We start from the raw sequence: 18474 nt of genomic DNA, 5'->3' as shown, positions 1-18474 counted from the left end.
GCGCCGCACATCTGTCTCCCATTCGGCCTCCGATCAGGGTTTCTTGCCGAAGTTGAAAGCCTTGGTGGCGGACCAGGGATCGGTGGTCGAGACCTGCTCGGTCGGCACCTGTTCGACTTCAGGTGACAACGGGTTCGCCGAGAACGTGCGGCCCCATTGACGGTTCGGCTCGTTGCTGATCCTGCCGATATAGGTGACGAGATCCCAGATCACGCTGTCTGGCAGCACGCCGCCCCAGGCCGGCATTCCGTTTGGCCGGCCCTGGTAGATCGAGAGAAAGATGTTCTCGGGCTGCGAGCCGTAGATGAAGGTGTTGTTGCTCAACGCGGGTCCCATGCCGCCACCGCCATTGGGTGCGTGGCAGCCGACGCAGTTGAAATTGATGTAGTAGGTCATCCCGCGTTGCTCCGCGTTGGGATCGCCCTGCATGGGGTTCTTGATCTGAGGCGGATCGGGCCGCGCGCCCGGATGCAGGTGACTGACCGGAACCTGCATGAAGACGCCGGGACTGCCGTTACCGACGCTGCCGCCGAAGTTCGGCCGTGGCGCCAGCGTCGGCATTTGTGCCTCCTGCGATTGCGGCAGGGTCTGCTGGGCAAGTGCGGGACCATGCAGCGCGACCGCCAGCAGCAGGGATATGGCGCTCGCGCGCAGCGCTTGAGCTGACATCACTTATGTCCTCCGGATGCGGTGACCGGCTGCTCGACAAGCGGCACGCCAAAACTTCGCAGCAGTGACGCAATTTCGGATCGATGCGCGTCGATGAACGCGTTCAGCCGGTCGCGCAAGGCGTGGTCGCCCTTGCGAACGCCCATGGCGATGGCGAACTGGAATTGCTGGGGTGCGAAGCCCTCGTAGTCCTGAATCGGCGCGACCGTGAGCGGCACGGGCGAGCTTTTCGCGAAATAGCCGCCCATCGGCCCCCAGGCGGCGGCGACATCGATCTTGCCGCTCTCGACTGCCTCGATCAGGCGCGCCGGCGGATTAGCTTCCCTGTAGTCGCCGTAGATCGAATAGCCGTGGACATTGTCGACGATGCCCTGCTCGCCGAGCGCCTGCGCCGGCGGCGGATTGCTGCCGTCGTCTCCGATCAGATGCACGCCGATTGCCAGATCATGCAGCCGCGGGTCGAGCAGCGACGACAGATCGAGCTGTCGGTCTTGCCGGGTGACGAAGACGTAGGTCGAGCGGTAATAGGGCCTCGTCGTTTCCACCAGATCATAACCCGCAGGCACACCCATCACGACGTCGCACCTCCCGGCCTTCAGTGTGTTGCGGATGAAGCCGCGACGCTGAGCCCACCAGGTGTAGGCGACCTTCTGGCCGAGATGCTCGGCGATCATCGCGGCGAGCCTGTTCTCGAAGCCCGCCCCCGCGCTGTTCGAGAACGGCAGATTGTTCGGATCGGCGCAGACGCGAAGGTCGCCATCCGATGCGGCCGCTGGCGTGGCCGTGAGGGCGAGCAGGAATGCAAGGGCGATAGCGCTATTTCGCGGGCGCACGACTTGGATCCTCGCCAGTTGCGCCGCCCAGCCTGAACACGAGCAGTTCGCTGCCGCCGGCGGTATAGAACGGCAAGTCCTGCGTCGCGCCGGTGAAGCCGAGTGCGCCGTTGCGCACACGTTGATCCACCTCGGCGTTGGCGACGACGCCGGGCCAGCCGCCGACGCCCGACAGGATCGCGATATACTGTTGTCCATCGGAGCCGCGGTAGGAAACCGGCTGGCCTACGAAGCCGGAGCCGGCGCGGAATTGCCAGAGCACACGCCCATCCTTGGCATCCACCGCCTTGAACAGGCGATCCATGGTGCCATAGAACGCGACGTCGCCGGCGGTCACCAGCGCTCCGCTCCAGACCGGCAGTTTCTCCTTGATCTCCCAGACCTTCTTGCGCGCGACAGGGTCCCACGCCATGAACTCGCCGCGATGGCCGCCGGGTCCGGCATACATGTCGACGTCCGCGCCGATATAGGGCGTGCCCGCGATGTAGCCGACCTGCGAGGCCTTGAAGTTCATGCAGAGATGCTGATGCGGCACGTAGAGCAGTTTCGTGCGCGGCGACCATGCGCTCGGCTGCCAGTCCTTCGCACCCGGGGCGGCAGGGCAGATGTTCTCGACTGTCTTGCCGACCAGCGGCGTCTTTTCCTCGTTCGGGATGATCTTGCCGGTCTTGAGATCGACACCGTTGTAGACGTTGACGAACTCATAGGCGTCAGCCGAGATGACTTCGCCGGTGGCGCGGTCCATGACGTACATGTAGCCGTTGCGACCGGGATGAATCAGCACCTTGCGCGGCTGGCCATTGAGCTCGAGGTCAACCAGCACGTTCTCGTTGACCTCATCATGGTCGAACAGATCGTGCGGGATGAACTGATAGCCCCACTTCGCACGACCGGTGTCGGGGTCCCTGGCGAAGATGGATGCGCTCCAGAGATTGTCCCCGCTGCGCTGGTTGGCATTCCATGGGCTCGGATTGGCGGTGCCGTAATAGATCAGGTTCAGGTCAGGATCATAGGAGATCCATCCCCAGACCGTGCCGCCACCGACCTGCCAGCGATCGGCAGGCCAGGTCTTTACCCCGAGATCGGCGCCCTTGAGATGCTCATAGAATGGCTTGAAGTCGTCTCCGATCAGCACGTCCTTGTCGGGCCCGGTGGAGTAGGCGCGCCAGACGATGGCACCGGTGTTCTCGTCGAGCGCGGTGATCCAGCCGCGCACGCCCAGCTCGCCGCCGCTGTTGCCGACCAGAACCTTCCCTTTCACGACGACGGGCGCCATCGTGATCGTCTCGCCCTTGTTGATTTCGCCGAGCTTGGTGTGCCAAAGCTCCTTGCCGGTCTTGGCATCGATCGCCACGGTGTGGTTATCGAGCGTATTGAGGAAGACTTTGCCGTCGTCGAAGGCGAGCCCTCTATTGACTACGTCGCAGCAGGCAACGCCGGCAGCGGCGGGCTCCGGCTTCGGCGCATAGGACCATTTGAGTTCGCCTGTTGTCGCATCCAGCGCAAACACGCGGTTGGGATAGGGGCCTGCATAGGGACCGACCACATACATCGTGCCGTCCACCACGAGCGGTGCCGCCTCCTGGCCGCGATCGGCGCCGAGCGAGAAAGTCCAAGCCAGCTGCAAGCGCGCCACGTTGGTCGTGTTGATCTGGTCGAGTTCACTGTACCGGGTGTTCGCGTAGTCGCGTGCCGCCATCGGCCATTGGCTGGGGTCCTTCATGCGGCTCGCCAGATCGCTCTGTGCCAAAGCGGAGGACAGCAACGCAACGAGGGCGCAAGGCACGCTCAGCAATCGCGCGAGAACACGCACTAGCATATGTGAAGATCTCCACGGCGATGACGAGGCCGTGCGGCTTTGCAGGCCGGTTTGTGAAGGTACAAACCATGCGCTTCCGCTTGGTTCCAAAGTGTGATTGCCGGGCTACCTCACCACATTCCCGGATACGCCTGCGCCGAGATCGACGGCGATCTGGTCCTCCTTGCCGTTGCATTTGGGGTGGCCGAAGCCCGACGCGCTTTTGCCATCCGGGCCAATGTCATAGATGATCGCGTCTTTCATGTTCGGACTGACGCCGGCCGGGACACGGTCGAGCCCGAGCAGGTGGCGCACACGCCAGGCCACATTGTGGTCGGCGCAGGAGCTATCGCCGCTGACGCCGAGCGCGCCGGCGATGCCGTTGCCATCGTAGAGCGCCAGTCCGCCGCCGAATACGATCACGCCGCCGACGGGCTTGCCCACCATCGGATCATGCGCCGTCCCGAACTCCTCCGGAGCGCCGCCGTACAGGACCTCCGGCGACGGCGGGTTGCTCAGGGTCGCGCCGAACAGGATGCCGCCCGGCTGCGCGCCCGCGTAGAGATTTGCCGTCGCCATCGCCTTGTCCTTGAGGCTGAACGCATTCGCCGTGTTGGCCTTCTCGGCTGCGAGCGCCCGGCTGCCGGGCCATTGATCGTCAACCTTGCTGCCACTGTAGGCGATCGCGCAGACGATGCCCTGCCGGTTGACGACCGCAGCCCACTCGTTGTTGTCCAGGCCGCCGTTACTGGGGCCGCCGCCAGGCTTCACGCTCTTCTTGAGGATGTCGACGAGCTGATCGTGGTCGACCGGGCACGACAAGGCGGGCCGGGGCTGGTCTTGTGCTTTCACGGCCACCGGCATCGATAATGCCGCCGCCAGGACGGCAGCCGTCCCCGTGACGCATCGTTGGCCCATGTGCGATCCCTTCGATATCTCGGTCAGCAGGCGAACGTTCAAACGGAAGCTGCAGTTCCTATCGGGAGCGGGCGCTCACCCTGGATATTGCGTGGGAGCGAGCGGCGCCCGGCTATCGTTCACCGTCAACCAGCGGTGAGCAAAGAACAACGCAGCGCCGGTGTAGAGGATTCCCATCGGCACCCACATCAGGATGCCGGCGAGTTGCTGGTCTTCGAGCGGTGACAGACCGAATTCGCCGGCGAGCGCGCCCTGACCGGGGATCCAGACACGTGGCGAGACGGTGAGGAGAGCGCCGAGCACGCCCGAGTGCAGGATCGTGATGAACAGGCAGGCCACGGCGATGCCGTCGCGCATGCGGGTGCTGCGGCCCGCGCCGCGGCCATGCAGCAGCACCCACCAGAACAACAGCGAGGTTGCAAAGAAGCTGACGTGCTGGAGCCGATGTACCGCCGGGTTCGCGAGCGCCCATGCATAGAGTGGCGGTGCGTGCCAGGCCCAGAGCGCCAGGCCATGCACCGCCGTCGCGCTCACGGGATGACCGATGAAGCCCCAAGCGAGTGCCACGGGTGGGGCATTCAGCATACGCCCGGCTGTGGGGCGGAACGATGCCGGCAGGCTCCACAGCAGCGGACCGTTGAGACGCGCGTAGGCCATCAGCGGCGCGGCGACCACCATGAGGAGCTCATGTTCGGCCATATGCGCAGTGAACAGGCGCTCGCCGAGCCAGTGCAGTGGCGATGTCACCGCGAGCGCCGCGACCAGCCAGCCGCTCCAGAACGCGCCGACCTGGAAGAAACTCGCGCCCCGACCGGCTCCCGCATGTGCCCACAACCGCTGCGTACCAACATAAAAGCCGATGCCAACGATATAGAGCGGGGCCATGAGCCAGGGATCGAAGCTCCAGAGCGATCCCGAATCGACATCCGAGAGTCCATGGGCGGATGCCGGCTGCGCGAGCAGCGCAAGCAGCAGTGCCGCGAGTCTCAGCGCAGGCATGGGCTGATCAGGAGCGAGGCGGCCAACTGATTGGCGATGACCAGCGCAAACAGCGCGCCCATGCCGACGCCGACCCAGGCCATGAATGACCTGGGTCCGCCGCCTTGGGCGTCAACCCATTCCGCGCCAGCGCCGCGGCGCATCGCGCGGGCCGATATCGCCGTTCCCGCCAGGGCGACGATGGCCAGCACGACGCTGACGATCGTGCCGCTCACGCGCGTCGTCTCGCACGAGAAATGTGCGAGCACGTAGATGCCTTGCAGGTTGAGCCCCCAGGAGACGGGTCCGAGCGCCACGCCGGCCCAATAGAGCAGTTTGCCATTTCGATCGGCTTCGGTCATAGGCGCGGCACCCAATCGAGCAGGACGTAAAGCGGCAGCCAGGCGAGCACGACGAAGTTCCAGTAGAACACGTTGTCGGTCACGTCGCTGAAGCGGCGCGGCTTGGCGTGACGGGTGAACATCAGCACCGCAAGGACGACGGTGTCGCCGAGGTCGGTGGCGAGATGGGCCGTATGCAGTCCCAGAATCAGCCAAACGATGGAGCCGTAGGCGGAATTGTCCCAACGCGTGTTGAGATGCGCGAACTCGAAGCCGCGCAGCACCAGAAGGGCGATGCCGATCAGCGCCATCATGATCAGGCAAATGCGGGTCTTCGCCAGATCCTGCCGGTGCGCGACGCGATTGGTATATTGGTTCGGGATGATGCTGAGCAGATAGAGCACGGTCGCGGCGGTGCCGGGCCAGAGATCGGGCGGCGGCGCGCCGATCGGCCAAGTCGGGTTGACGGCGTAGAGATAGAGATAGGCGCCGATCGCGACGGCGAAGCCCATGCCTTCCAGCGCCATGAAGCCCATGGCTCCCCACCAGGGGCCGCTGCGCGGACCGAAGCCGTAGGTCGGCAGGTCCGAGACGTTGCGTACGATGGTCTGCCTCACGACTCGTCCTCCTTGCTGCCGGTGGGCCAGAACCAGCCGATCAGGGCCACGGCGATCGGCGGCGTGCCCCAGAGCACCGCCCAGGGAGTGAAGATCGACCCGATGAAGAAGATCGCCGTCGCGATTGCCGTGAGCAGCGGCCAGATGCTGGGCTCCGGCGAGGCTTCTCGGATTTGCGGCTCAGCCTCCGCGAGCGAGGTCACGAGCACCTCGCGCCGGTCCGCGCTGAGGCCGGCGGCCACTGGCAGGATTTCGCTGTCGGCCCATAGCGGATCGCGATGCTTGACCACGGGAATGCGATCGAAGTTCTGCGGGGGCGGCGGCGATGACGTGGCCCATTCCAGCGTCGAGGCGTTCCAGGGATTGTCGCCTGCGAGCTCACCCCGTCGCAGACTGTAGATCACGTTGACCAGAAGCAGCGCGAAGCTGAGCGCGAACAGGAAGGAGCCGACGCTGGACACCAGGTTCAGATGAGCCCAATCCATGTCGGCGGTATAGGTATAGACCCGCCGCGGCATGCCGATCAGCCCGAGGAAGTGCATCGGAAAGAACGCGACGTTGAAGCTGATGAAGGCGAGCCAGAAATTCCATTGCCCGAGCCTCTCGCTCAACATGCGGCCGGCGATCTTGGGAAACCAGTAATAGACGGCGCCCACCAGCGGAAATACCGCACCGCCGATCAGCACGTAATGGAAGTGAGCGACCACGAAATAGGTGTCGTGCACCTGGGTGTCGATCGGCACCGAGGCCACCATGACGCCGGAGAGACCGCCGAGCACGAAGATCACGATGAAGCCGATCACGAACAGCAACGGGGTCCGGTAAATGGGACGCCCGTCCCACAGCGTCGCGAGCCAGCAGAAGATCTGCAGCCCGCTAGGCACCGCGATCAGCATGCTGGAGGCCGTGAACAGCCCGGCCCCGAGTTGGGGCAGGCCCGTGACGAACATGTGGTGAACCCAGAGGCCGAACGACAGCAATCCGGTGGCGATGAGCGACAGAATGACGATCGGATAGCCGACCACCGGCCGGCGCGCGAAGGTTGCCAGGATCGCCGAGACCATGCCGGTGCCGGGAATGAAGATGATGTAGACCTCGGGATGCCCGAAGAACCAGAACAGGTGCTGCCAGAGCAGGGGATGCCCGCCCGAGGAAGAATCGTAGAAGCGGGTGTTGACGAGGCGGTCGAGGATCAGCGACGTCGAGGCGACCATCACCGAGGGCATCGCGAACATCACCAGGAAGGCGGTCACCAGCATTGCCCAAACGAACAGCGGGATGCGATCGAGCGTCATGCCCGGCGCGCGCTGCTTGAACACGGTGACGACGATCTCGACCGCGACGGCGAGCGCTGCGACCTCGGTGAAGGTGATCATCTGCGCCCAGACGTCGGTGCGCTTGCTCGGCGAGAATTGCAGGTTGGAGAGCGGAACGTATGAGAACCAGCCGACGTCGGGGCCGACGTTGAGCAGGAACGAAAGCCAGAGGAAAGCACCGCCGAACAGAAACATCCAATAGCTGAAGGCGTTCAGGCGGGGAAAGGCGATGTTCCGCGTGCCGACCATCAGTGGAACGAGATAGACGGCGAATGCTTCCATGACAGGCACGGCGAACAGGAACATCATCGTCGAGCCGTGCATCGTGAAGATCTGGTTGTACTTGTCTGCGGAGAGAAACGTCTTCTCCGGCCCGGCAAGCTGAATGCGCATCAGGGCCGCAAGGATGCCGCCGAGAAGCAGAAAGACAAAAGCGGTGAGGATGTAGCGGCGGCCCACGACCTTATGGTCGACCGACATCAAGGCACCGAGGAAGCCGGACGGGGTGCGCCAAACACGTTCGAGCTGTCTCGTCAGCTGAAATCCGTTCAGGACGTCGTCCCGCAAGTTGCGCTCTTCCGCGGCCGTGCTCACTTGAGCTGCTCCAGATAATGGATGATCGCGATCAGTTCGCCCGATTGCAGCGGCATTTTCGGCATCAGGTTGCCGGGCTTGATGTGCTGGGGATCGGAGATCCAGGCGCCGAGCGTCGCAGGCGTGTTCGGCAGCGTTCCCGCGGCGATGGTCGTGCGGCTTGCTATATGCGTGAGGTCTGGGCCAAGCTGGCCTCCGGCCAGCGTGCCGCTGATGTTGTGGCACAGAGCACACCCGCGTGCCCGGAACAGGGCCTCGCCCTGCTTGCCGAGCGGATCGCTGGGGCTGTGGGCGCTCCGGTTTTCATGCTCGCGCCAGCGCTCGAACTCGTCGGGCGGCAGCGCAATCACGGCAAAGGCCATGTGGGCGTGCTGGAGCCCGCAGAATTCGGCGCATTGTCCACGATAGACGCCGGCGTTTTTCGCCGTGAACTGCAGCTCGTTCTTCTGCCCGGTGACGAGGTCCATCTTGCCGGTCAGGCTCGGCACCCAGAAGCTGTGGATCACATCGGCGGATTCCAGCTCGACCCTGACGGGCTTGCCGGTTGGGATGCGGATTTCATTGGCGGTGACGAAGCTCTTATGCGGGCTGTCGGCCTCGTAGCGGACCTCCCACCACCATTGGTGACCGATGACCTTCAGCGTGAGGGCCTTCTCGTCCTTGGCGAAGATGGTGCGCTGTCCGGCATAGCTGACGAAGGAAAGTCCGAGCACGATGAGTGCGGTGGCCGTCCCGAGCCAGAGCACGACGCGTCCGGCGCGGTCTTCGTACCCCTGGTGGAGATCCAGCGGCCGGTCGGCCGCGCGCTTGGTACGCAGCATTCCGGCCGCGAGAACCACGACGACCCCGATCCACACGACAGCCGAGACGGCGAGGAAGATGAACAATGTCGAGCGGATCTGCTCGGATTGCAGCCCTTGTGGATCGAGCGCCGACTGACGTCCGGCGCATGCGCTCAGCGGCAAGCACGTGCACAGCACCAGAACTCTTCGTACCCAGACTGGCATGAACGCTTGCCGTGCTCCCCTTGAACAGGCGGAACCGGCGAATTGTACAAAGGTTCCTAGCGGCGGGGCAGTCGCAGCGTCTGGAGCCCGGTTCCTGCAATGTGGCCCGAGTGGAGGCTTGATCCGACGCTCTGCAATTGACTTACGATAATTTCGCCGCCTGCGAATGCGACCTGCGACTAGAACGGCCAGCCCTTGGCGGCGACCAGGATGGAAACGCCTCCGGCAGCCATCAGCAGCAGGACCGCGGCAACCGCAACGATGGCGCCGGGCTGGGCAAGCACGCGCAGATCCTCAAGCATGGTCAGCTCCGCAGGCGACGTCCGCTGTGCAATGTCCCGATGGCCGCGAGGTTCCTTGAGAGATGTGAGGGCTCGCCAGTGCTGCCGCGGAAGCTCCCGCGGCGGCATGGGATGCTCCTGAGTCAGGCCGCCCTCGACTCGGCGTTGCCGATCCAGTCGCGGGCGAGCGTCACATCGGCTTGCGACAGTTGGTGGCCTGCCGGCAGGACCTTGTGGGTCACACGCGCGCCTGCTTCCGTGAAAAGTGCCGCGAGTCGCGCCGAATTGGTCGCCGGCACGATCGGGTCACCGTGTCCGGACAGCAGCAGGATCGGCTTGCTGCCGAGATCGGCCTTGGGCGGATCCGACAGCGGCACCATCGCGCGCAGCAGGATCGCGCCTGCGAGCAGCTCCGGCTTCAGCAACAACAGGGCCGCCGCGATGTTGGCCCCGTTGGAGAACCCGACCGCGATCGGCGCGGCGATGCCATAGCGCTGCCGCGCCTCCGCGACGAAGTCGCCGAGCTCGCGCGCGCGGCGGCGCACGTCATCCTCGTCGAACACGCCCTCGGCGAGGCGGCGGAAGAAGCGCGGCATGCCGCGCTCGAGCACGCGGCCGCGCGGCGAGAGCAGGGCGGCGCCGGGCGCGATCATCCTGCCGAGCCCGAGCAGGTCGTTCTCGTCGCCGCCGGTGCCGTGCAGCAGCAGCAGAGGAGGAGAGCCCGCGCTGGTCGCGGGCTCGAAACGATGGATGAATGCAGTATCGGTCATGACACGGTCTCTTCGAGGCTCGGCAGCACGTCCTCGATCTGCTTGCGATGCTGCTCGAGGAAAACAGGCAGCTTGAGGTCGCGTCCCAAGGTCGCGACGGGCTCGTCGACGGCGAAGCCGGGGATGTCGGTCGCGATCTCGAACAGCACGCCGCCGGGTTCGCGGAAATAGATCGAGCGGAAGTAATTGCGGTCCCTCTGCTCGGTCGGGTGCAGGCCGTGATTGCTCACGAGCTTCTGCGCCATCTGGGCCTGCTCGGCATCGTCAGCCGCACGGAAGGCGATGTGGTGCACCGATCCGCCGCCCTGATGCCCGCGCAGGAAGCCCTTGGCCTCGTAGATGTCGACAACGCTGCCTTCGGCGTCGCCCGACGCCTTGAAACGGATCACGGAGCCCTCGCGTCCAGTCTCGGCGAAGCCGAACACGTCGGTGAGGATGGAAGCCGTCCTTGCTGCGCTGTCGAGCAGCAGCGTTACGCCATGGAAGCCGCGGATCGCATGCTCGGCCGGCACGTCGCCATTGCTCCAACCGGGCTCGTTCTCGGCCCCGGGGACGCCGACCAGCGCGAGCGCCATGCCGTCAGGATCAGTGAACGGCAGCACGGATTCGCCGAAGCGCTTTTCGAGCGCCTCGTGAGCGATGCCCTTCTCGATGAAGCGTTGCGTCCAATAGCCGAGCGAGCGCTGCGGCACGCGGAAGGCGGTCTGATGCGTCTCTCCCACGCCGCGGCGCCCCGAGGGCACGCCGGCCCAGGGGAAGAAGGTCAGGATGGTGCCGGGGCGGCCGGTCTCGTCGCCGTAATAGAAGTGATAGGTGCCGGGATCGTCGAAATTGACGGTCTTCTTGACGAAGCGCAGGCCGAGATCCCGCGTGTAAAAGCCGAAATTGCGGATGGGGTCGCCGGCAATCGCGGTGACATGATGCAGTCCAGACATTGTCGTCCTCCAAAGGTGGGGAGCGGTCTTGCTCTGGCCGGAAATATCGTTCCGCTTTGGATTGGAGACAATCCATGCAAATATGACGGCTGTGTCTATGATTTGGAAACAATCTTTCGGTGCCTGCCCTTGGATAAGCTCGGCAGCCTGCGGGCTTTCGTCAAAGTGGTCGAGAGCGGCAGCTTTGCCGAGGCCGGCCGACAGCTGCGGCTGTCACGCTCGGCGATCAGCAAGTACATCGCCGACCTCGAGGAGAGCCTTGGCGTCCAGCTCCTGAACCGGACCACGCGTCACGCCAGCCCGACCGAGAACGGTCAGCGCTATTTCGAGCGCGCGGTCGTGATCCTGTCGGAGATCGAGGCTGCCGACCAGGCGGTCACGCAAGCCCAGTCGTCGCCGCGCGGATTGTTGCGCGTCAACGCGCCGATGTCGTTCGGCACCATCCGGCTCGGACCGGTGCTCGCCGATTTCATGGCGCGACATCCGGAGCTTCAGCTTCAGCTCGTGCTCAGCGACGATCTGCTTGATCCCGTGCAGGACGGTTTTGACGTCACGCTGCGGATCGCGGAACTGGAATCTTCCAGCCTGATCGCGCGCAAGATCATGCCGGTGGCGCGCATGATCTGTGCTTCGCCCGATTATCTCGCGCGCCACGAGACGCCAAGACATCCGCAGGATCTGCGCGAGCACGCCGCGCTGACCTACGGCTTCCTGCTGACAGGCAACCAGTGGAAGCTCACCGGCGCAGATGGCGACCATTGGATCCAGCCGGCCTGGTCGCTCTGCGTCAACAACGCCGAGGTGCTGCGCGACGTCGCGATCAAGGGCAGGGGGCTCGCGCTGCTGCCCGAGTTCATTGCCGCCGATGCCTTGCGCAAAGGCGAACTGCGCGCCGTCTTGCAAGACTATGCCGCGCCGCCCCTCGCGCTCTATGCGGTCTATCCGCCGACCCGGCATCTGTCGTTGAAGGTGCGGCTGTTCATCGACTTTCTCGTCGAGCGGTTCGGGCGGGAAGACGGGGCGAGCGCGCAAGCGCGCTGAGGATCCAACACCACAGGAGAGAGGCTGGCCGCCGCTGCAGCAGTTCGGCCGGCGACCAGCTTGCTGCCCTCCACACCGCCAGTGCCGTTCGCATGGGCGAAAACACGCGGTCTGCCTGATTCTTAGGCTCTGCAAGCCTGCAAATCCATCACTCGGATGATTGCTTTCAATATGCATTCTTGCACGAACGATTGCACATCTCGCCATTTTCTTTCGGGGCGCTGGGGCCAACACTTCGCGTGCTCACGGCGGAAAGTGCGCAGCGAACCGCAGAGACCACGAGGATGCTGATGCAACAGATCACTGATGCGATCTCGAGCCCGAAAGTGAAGCGCGCCATCGAGCTGGCGACAGGGCCGCTGCTGCTGTTTGCCCTGTGGTGGCTCGCCTTCAAGGGGCAACTGGTCAACAAGGATCTGCTGCCGTCGCCGATCGACACACTGCGCGACACCGGGGCCAGCATCGCGGCCGGCAAGATGACCGGCGATTTCGTCCACACCATCGCGCGCGTCGGCTACTCCACCTTGATCGCAGTGGTCGCAGGCGTTCCGATCGGGATCGTGCTCGGCGCCAAGGCCGCGATTTATCGCTCGGTCGAATTCCTGGTGGACTTCTTCCGCTCGACGCCCGCGACCGCATTGTTTCCGCTGTTCCTGCTGCTGTTCGGCCTCGGCGATTTCGCCAAGATCGCGGTTGCCGCTTTCGCCGCCTGGCTCGTCATCGTCTTCAACGTCGCCTACGGCGTGATGAATGCCCGCCAGACCCGCATCCTTGCCGCACGCTCGATGGGCGCCTCGTCGCTCCGCATCTTCAAGGACGTCATCTTCTACGAAACCCTGCCGCAGACCTTCGTCGGCCTGCGTACCGCGGTGTCGCTTGCGCTGGTCGTGATCATCGTCGCCGAGATGTTCATCGGCGCGACCGACGGCATCGGTCACCGCATCATCGATGCACAGATCTCGTACTCGCTCACCGACATGTACGGCTCCATCCTGATCGCGGGCGCGATGGGATACGGGCTCAATCTCATGCTCCTGGTGATCGAGCGCTCGTTCATTCACTGGTCCGGCAGATAGTCAGCCATCTAAACGAAGAGGCCATCATGCACATGAAGAGATTCCTCGCGGCGTTCGCAGCTTCCACGTTCCTGCTCGGCGCGACCGGCGCGGATGCTGCCTGCGACAAGACCGAGAAGGTGACGGCAGTCTGGCTGCCGATCATGCAGACCACGGCCTATTATGTCGCACTGGAAGAGAAGCTATTCGAAAAGGCGTGCATCGAGATCGTTTCCACCAAGATGGAGGCGCCGAACCAGATCATCGACGCTCTGATCGCGGAGCGCGCCGACTTCGGTCCTCCGGGCGCGGCCGCCGGCATCGCGATGATCGCGGAAGCCAAGTTCCCCGGCAAGCTGAAGGTGTTCGGCCTGCAGGGCGGGGGCATCGCGGTCGACCGCATCAATGACGGCTTGATCGTCAAGCCGGACAGCCCGATCAAGGGCTTCGCCGATCTGAAGGGCAAGTCGCTCGGTCACGTCCCGGGCATCCAGTGGCGCACCATCTCGCGCCACATGGTTCGCTCGGCAGGCCTCGATCCCGATGCGGACGTCAAGCTGGTCGACCTCGCCGTCGCCATGCAGGTGCCGGCCGTGGTCGGCGGGACGGTCGATGCGACGCTGTCGCTGGAGCCGGTCGGATCGATCGCCGTCGCTTCGGGCAAGGCAGCCCGCGCCATGACCAATCCGGTCGCGCATGTGATCGCCGACCCCTTCTACTCCGGGGCCTCGCTGATGACGACGAAGTTCCTGAAGGAGCGGCCCGAGGTTGCGCGCAAGGTCGTTGCCGTGATCGACGAGGCGACCGACCTCGTGAACTCCGACTTCAAGAAGTACAAGCCGATCCTCACCAAGTACACGCCGATCAAGGAAGATCAGCTCGAACTCCTGGCGCAGCCTTATCTGCGCGGGTTCAAGGATCTCAACGACACCGACATGAAGTCGTACCAGGCGCTGGTCGACGTCTTCATCAAGGAAGGCGTGGTGGCGGGGCCGATCAACGTCAAGGACAAGCTCCTCGCCAAGTCCGATCTCGGAAACTGAGTGGATATTCCGATGGGGAAGGTGACAGCGATCCGCAGCGTAGACCGGCCAGCCGCCGAAAGCCCGTCGCCTGCTGCGTCCCCGAAGTCGCGGCAGGCCTACGTCACCGTGCGTGGCCTGAGCAAGAGCTTCCACGGCACGACGATCTACGACGACTTCTCGATCGATCTGCCGATGGGGAAGTTCATCTCGGTGTTCGGCCCGAACGGTTGCGGCAAGAGCACGTTCATCAACATGATCTCCGGCCTGATGCCGATGGATGCGGGGGAGGTGCTCTACGACGGCCAGACCATCCGCGATACCAGGATATCGTATGTCTTCCAGAACTACAGGGAGGCGCTGTTCCCCTGGATGCGCGCGATCGACAACATCCATTATCCCCTGAGGGTGATCGGGATAGAGCGCAAGGAGCGGCGCCGGCGCGTCGAAAAACTGCTCGCGGATTTCGACGTGCCGTTCGATCTCAACGCCTACCCCTACACGCTGTCCGGAGGCCAGCAGCAGACGGTTTCGATCCTGCGCGCGCTCGTGACCGAACCGGAGGTGCTGTTTCTCGACGAGCCCTTCTCCGCGCTCGACTACGAGATGACGCTGTTCATGCGCGAGCGGCTTCAGCACATCTTCATGAAGCTTAAGACCACGATGCTGCTGGTGTCGCACGATCTCGAGGAGGCCATCCAGCTCGCCGACCAGGTCGTGCTGCTGACGCGCCGGCCGACGCGGGTCGCGGAGATCGTTCCGGTGGATCTGCCCTGGCCGCGCGATCTCGACGTCACGACCGGCGAGGGGTTCATCAACCTGAAACGCCATTGCCTCGACCGCTTCTGGCGCGAGGTCAAGCGCGACTGATCCAATCAACTTTCGAATGATGGAGACCAACATGACGAAGCGCCGTTTCCGCGCTGCCGCCGTCCAGACGCTTGCCCGTCTGGGGGACTTTGACCACAACATCGCGCTGGCCACACAGTATGTCGAGGATGCGGTTCGGCAGGGAGCCGAGCTGGTGGTGTTCCCAGAATGCATGGACACCGGCTATCTCTTCGACTCCGCCGACCATTGTCGCGAACTTGCCGAGACCATGAAGGACGGCCCGTTCGTGACGGCATTGTCCGCGCTCGCCAAGAAGCACCGCATTTACATCGCCAGCGGCGTCACGGAATGGGATCCGGACAAGGAGAAGATATTCAATACCGGCATCATGTTCGGTCGAAATGGCGAGACCGTTTGCCACTATCACAAGCAGTTTCTCGCCACTCACGACCAGAACTGGTTCGCGTTCGGCGAGCGCGGCTGTCCGGTGGTGGAAACCGACCTAGGAAAGATCGGTCTTCTGATCTGCTTCGACGGCCGCATTCCAGAAATCTTCCGCGCCATGGCGATGCAGGGCGCGGAGGTAATCGTCGACATGGCGAACTTCTTCGCCATGGATCAGGCGGACATGTGGGGGCCGGCTCGCAGCTACGAGAACGGTTTGTGGCTAGTGGCTGCCACCAAGGCCGGCTACGAGCGCTCGATCTATTATCCCGGCGGCAGCATGATCGTCGATCCGAAGGGACGAGTGCTCTCGAAAGTGCCGTACGATACGCACGGTATGGCGATTGCCGACGTCGATCTCGAGGCCGCGCATGACAAGTCGATCTACTCGGCCAACGACAAGATTGCCGACCGTCGTCCCGAGACTTACGGCCTGATGGCGGTGCCGTATGAGAAGACGTCGGTTTACCGGATCGCGGAGCAGCCGCTGATCCCGGCGAAATCCGTCGCCAAGGTCGCGGCCGTGCAGATGCACGTCACCAAGGACTGCCCGGCCGACGAGGTGCTCGAGATGGTCGATCATGCGGCCAAGCTCGGGATCAAGGTTCTCACCCTGCCGGAATATGCGTTCTGCCCATCGGCCATTCCGAACGCTGCAGAGGCCGCGGCACTGGCCGACCAGACGGCGTCTCTGCTGGCCAAGACGGCCGCGATCGCGTCCCGCTATCAATGCCTGATTGCGTTTCCCACGGTGGAGCGGGCCGCGGCCGGGCTGTACGTCACGACGTTCCTGATCGGGCCCGACGGGAAGGAGGTTGGAAGATATCGCAAGACGCATCTCACGGCCGAGGAGCGGAAATGGGCGAAGGCGGGCGACGAGTATCCCGTGTTCGAAACGCCGTTCGGGCGCATCGGCATCATGTCCGGCTATGATGCGGTATTCCCTGAGGTCTCGCGTTGCCTCGGCATCGCGGCGGCCGACATCATCCTGTGGCCCGCCTCGTTGCGCGAGCCGTTCGAACGGGAGCTGCTGGCAGTCCCAAGAGCCGAGGACAATCGTGTGGCGGTGGTGCTGGCGAACCGCGTCGATTCGCCCTATCCGGGCGGCAGCCTCGTGATTCCGCCGACCGGCTTTCCGCTCTGGGACATCAACGTCGTGGCGCCGCGCGTGTTCAAGCTTGGCGCCGTGATGCCCAAGCACATCGATCTCGCGGTCTGCCGTCAGAAGCTGATGATCCCGAAGGTCGACATGTTCGCCAATCGGCTGGTCGAGACTTACGCCCCCATCATCGCCGCCTGACGGTTGCCGTGCCTGCCGATATGCCCGAAAGTAGCGAGTGTTAGATGCCGAAGCTCGCGAACGGGCATGTCAGGACGGCCGAGATGGCGAAGGCTGCGCGAACGCTGCGCTACAATTGGGACGACGTCATCTTCTTCCTGGAGGTCGCGCGTACCCGTAATCTCGTTCGCGCCGGCCAGAAGCTGAAGGTCGACCACACAACGGTCAGCCGTCGGGTGAGGGAGCTCGAACGCAGTCTCAACACGACGCTGTTCAAGCGCAGCAAGTCAGGTTTCGCCCTGACGGAGGCGGGGCTGCGGCTGCTCCAGTTTGCCGAAGGCATGGAGAACAATGCCAATGCCATCATCGAGACCGTGGTCGGTTCCGAGAAGGCGGATGCCGCCGGCGCGGTGCGAATTGCCGCCATGGAAGGCATCGGCAGCATGTACCTGACGACCTGCATGGCCGCCTTCAGCAAGGCATGGCCCTCGATCCAGGTTGAACTGATCACAGATACGCGCCTGCTCGACATGACGCGGCGCGAGGCCGACGTCTTCATCAGCTTTTTCAGGCCAAAGGGAAGGAGGCTTTCGATCAAGAAGATCGGCGAGTTCAGGATCTTTCTCTACGCGTCCAGCGCCTACCTGCAACGCGCGGGACGGCCGTCGGACCTGAAAGACCTCGACAATCACGATTTCATCGATTTCATCGACGAGCACATCCAGCTCAAGGAGAACCGCTGGCTGTCGGATATCCTGCGACCGGCCCATGTCGTGTTCCGCAGCACCAGCCTGGTCTCCCAATACGTGGCCGCGTCGAACGGGCTCGGAATCGCCATGCTGCCGTCCTACGTGGCTGCCCACAACAATGACCTGTGCCCGGTCCTGCCAAGCTATTTCTCCGTGCGCGACATCTGGCTATCCGTCCACGAGGATCTGTTGCACATCGCCCGCATCAAGGCGGTGATGGGCTTCCTCGAAAAGCGCGTTGCCGCCGACGTCGACTACCTCATGTCGGCGACGCATCACGCCAAGGGAAAAGCGGTGGGTTGACCGTACCCGGCGCGCGACCTCAGCGATCGCGGCCGCAATGTTGAGGCTCGTCGCTGCGCCTACCGCCGCAGCGTGAAGTCGTCGGCGCTGCGCCGATGCTCCCAGTTCGCCTGCTCCAGCTCCGGCCGGTCGCATTCCACTTCCGGGTAGCCCATGCAGAGATAGGCGATCAATTTCCAGGATGGCGGCACTTCGAGAACGGCGTGGATGCGGTCCGGATTGAGGATCGACACCCAGCCGATGCCGATACCTTCCGCGCGTGCAGCGAGCCACATCGCGGTGATCGCGGCGACCACGGAATATTCCGTCGTTTCGGGCATCGTCGCGCGGCCGAGGCCGTGGCCGATGTCGCTGGCCTTGTCGGCGAACACGGCGAGGTGGCCCGGAGCCCGTTCGAGGCCCGACAGTTTCAGCGTGGCATAGCGCGCCGCGCGTTCGCCGGAATAGGCCTTCAGCGCGTCGGCGTTGCACGATTTGAAATCGTCGATCACGGCGTGGCGGCGTGCCTCGTCCTCGACGACGACAAAGCGCCAGGGCTGGCTGAGGCCGACTGACGGAGAAAGACAGGCAGTCTCGATCAGGCGATCGATGGCGCCGGCCGGCAATGGGTCAGTTCGAAAACGGCGCACGTCTCGGCGCCACACGAACAGTTCGCGCAGATGCTGGCGGAAGGTGTCGTCGAACTCGACCATG

General features: G+C 64.0%; 19 protein-coding genes. 6 read left to right on the top strand and 13 right to left on the bottom strand.

Annotated features, from left to right (window positions below; genetic code table 11):
* Window positions 1-33 precede the first annotated feature (33 nt).
* From K408_RS0117025 to K408_RS0116970, 12 genes are all read right to left on the bottom strand, one after another.
* Window positions 34-669, bottom strand: a complete 636-nt coding sequence (locus K408_RS0117025; protein ID WP_024339932.1) for a c-type cytochrome — start codon at window positions 667-669, stop codon at window positions 34-36.
* The gene (locus K408_RS0117020; protein ID WP_024339933.1) at window positions 669-1502 is read right to left on the bottom strand and encodes a substrate-binding domain-containing protein; all 834 of its coding nucleotides are present in this window, start codon (window positions 1500-1502) and stop codon (window positions 669-671) included. The genes K408_RS0117025 and K408_RS0117020 overlap by 1 nt, the downstream gene beginning before the upstream one ends.
* Window positions 1486-3321, bottom strand: a complete 1836-nt coding sequence (locus tag K408_RS0117015) for a PQQ-dependent dehydrogenase, methanol/ethanol family (RefSeq protein WP_024339934.1) — start codon at window positions 3319-3321, stop codon at window positions 1486-1488. Before K408_RS0117015 ends, K408_RS0117020 begins: the two co-directional genes overlap by 17 nt.
* Window positions 3322-3426: 105 nt before the next feature.
* Window positions 3427-4164 (bottom strand): heme-binding protein, encoded by a 738-nt coding sequence (locus K408_RS0117010; protein ID WP_155248488.1) that lies wholly within the window; start codon window positions 4162-4164, stop codon window positions 3427-3429.
* A 129-nt stretch (window positions 4165-4293) separates the two neighbouring features.
* Window positions 4294-5217 carry a cytochrome c oxidase assembly protein gene (locus tag K408_RS0117005; protein ID WP_024339936.1) on the bottom strand — a complete coding sequence of 308 codons (924 nt, stop codon included), beginning with the start codon at window positions 5215-5217 and terminating at the stop codon, window positions 4294-4296.
* On the bottom strand, window positions 5205-5558 hold the full coding sequence (locus tag K408_RS0117000; protein WP_024339937.1) for a hypothetical protein: 354 nt from the start codon (window positions 5556-5558) through the stop codon (window positions 5205-5207). Before K408_RS0117000 ends, K408_RS0117005 begins: the two co-directional genes overlap by 13 nt.
* A complete protein-coding gene (locus tag K408_RS0116995; protein WP_024339938.1) occupies window positions 5555-6154 on the bottom strand; it encodes a cytochrome c oxidase subunit 3 in 600 nt (199 codons plus the stop codon). Before K408_RS0116995 ends, K408_RS0117000 begins: the two co-directional genes overlap by 4 nt.
* On the bottom strand, window positions 6151-8064 hold the full coding sequence (ctaD, locus tag K408_RS0116990) for a cytochrome c oxidase subunit I (RefSeq protein ID WP_024339939.1): 1914 nt from the start codon (window positions 8062-8064) through the stop codon (window positions 6151-6153). Before ctaD ends, K408_RS0116995 begins: the two co-directional genes overlap by 4 nt.
* Window positions 8061-9071: a cytochrome c oxidase subunit II gene (gene coxB / locus K408_RS0116985; RefSeq protein ID WP_024339940.1), complete on the bottom strand. Its 1011-nt coding sequence runs from the start codon at window positions 9069-9071 to the stop codon at window positions 8061-8063. The genes ctaD and coxB overlap by 4 nt, the downstream gene beginning before the upstream one ends.
* Window positions 9072-9250: 179 nt before the next feature.
* On the bottom strand, window positions 9251-9373 hold the full coding sequence (locus K408_RS43915; protein WP_283805276.1) for a hypothetical protein: 123 nt from the start codon (window positions 9371-9373) through the stop codon (window positions 9251-9253).
* Between the two features lie 122 nt (window positions 9374-9495).
* Window positions 9496-10122, bottom strand: coding sequence for an alpha/beta hydrolase (locus K408_RS0116975; protein WP_024339941.1), 627 nt, complete (start codon window positions 10120-10122; stop codon window positions 9496-9498).
* Complete coding sequence (locus K408_RS0116970; protein ID WP_024339942.1) at window positions 10119-11057, bottom strand: ring-cleaving dioxygenase; 939 nt, start codon at window positions 11055-11057, stop codon at window positions 10119-10121. The genes K408_RS0116975 and K408_RS0116970 overlap by 4 nt, the downstream gene beginning before the upstream one ends.
* Before the next feature lie 129 nt (window positions 11058-11186).
* Between K408_RS0116970 and K408_RS0116965 the strand changes: the two genes are divergently transcribed.
* The 6 genes from K408_RS0116965 (at window position 11187) to K408_RS38125 (ending at window position 17781) form a co-directional block, all read left to right on the top strand.
* Window positions 11187-12098 (top strand): LysR family transcriptional regulator, encoded by a 912-nt coding sequence (locus K408_RS0116965; RefSeq protein WP_024339943.1) that lies wholly within the window; start codon window positions 11187-11189, stop codon window positions 12096-12098.
* Between the two features lie 290 nt (window positions 12099-12388).
* The gene (locus K408_RS0116960) at window positions 12389-13174 is read left to right on the top strand and encodes an ABC transporter permease (protein WP_024339944.1); all 786 of its coding nucleotides are present in this window, start codon (window positions 12389-12391) and stop codon (window positions 13172-13174) included.
* A gap of 26 nt (window positions 13175-13200) precedes the next feature.
* Complete coding sequence (locus tag K408_RS0116955) at window positions 13201-14196, top strand: ABC transporter substrate-binding protein (RefSeq protein ID WP_230646494.1); 996 nt, start codon at window positions 13201-13203, stop codon at window positions 14194-14196.
* A 12-nt stretch (window positions 14197-14208) separates the two neighbouring features.
* A complete protein-coding gene (locus K408_RS0116950; RefSeq protein ID WP_051160677.1) occupies window positions 14209-15045 on the top strand; it encodes an ABC transporter ATP-binding protein in 837 nt (278 codons plus the stop codon).
* A gap of 31 nt (window positions 15046-15076) precedes the next feature.
* Entirely contained in the window at window positions 15077-16750 is a 1674-nt protein-coding gene (locus K408_RS0116945; protein WP_024339947.1) for a carbon-nitrogen hydrolase family protein, read from the top strand.
* Window positions 16751-16794: 44 nt separating this feature from the next.
* Window positions 16795-17781 carry a LysR family transcriptional regulator gene (locus K408_RS38125; RefSeq protein WP_230646495.1) on the top strand — a complete coding sequence of 329 codons (987 nt, stop codon included), beginning with the start codon at window positions 16795-16797 and terminating at the stop codon, window positions 17779-17781.
* Between the two features lie 59 nt (window positions 17782-17840).
* On the opposite strand, the gene bluB is transcribed toward K408_RS38125, so the two are convergent.
* On the bottom strand, window positions 17841-18473 hold the full coding sequence (gene bluB, locus K408_RS0116935) for a 5,6-dimethylbenzimidazole synthase (RefSeq protein ID WP_024339949.1): 633 nt from the start codon (window positions 18471-18473) through the stop codon (window positions 17841-17843).
* Window position 18474 lies beyond the last annotated feature (1 nt).

Source organism: Bradyrhizobium sp. in8p8 (genome assembly GCF_000426845.1).
In the GTDB taxonomy this organism is placed as follows: Bacteria; Pseudomonadota; Alphaproteobacteria; order Rhizobiales; family Xanthobacteraceae; genus Bradyrhizobium; species Bradyrhizobium japonicum_C.
The sequence above is the reverse complement of the archived record's forward strand: the minus strand, read 5'-3'. Positions and strand labels throughout refer to the sequence as shown.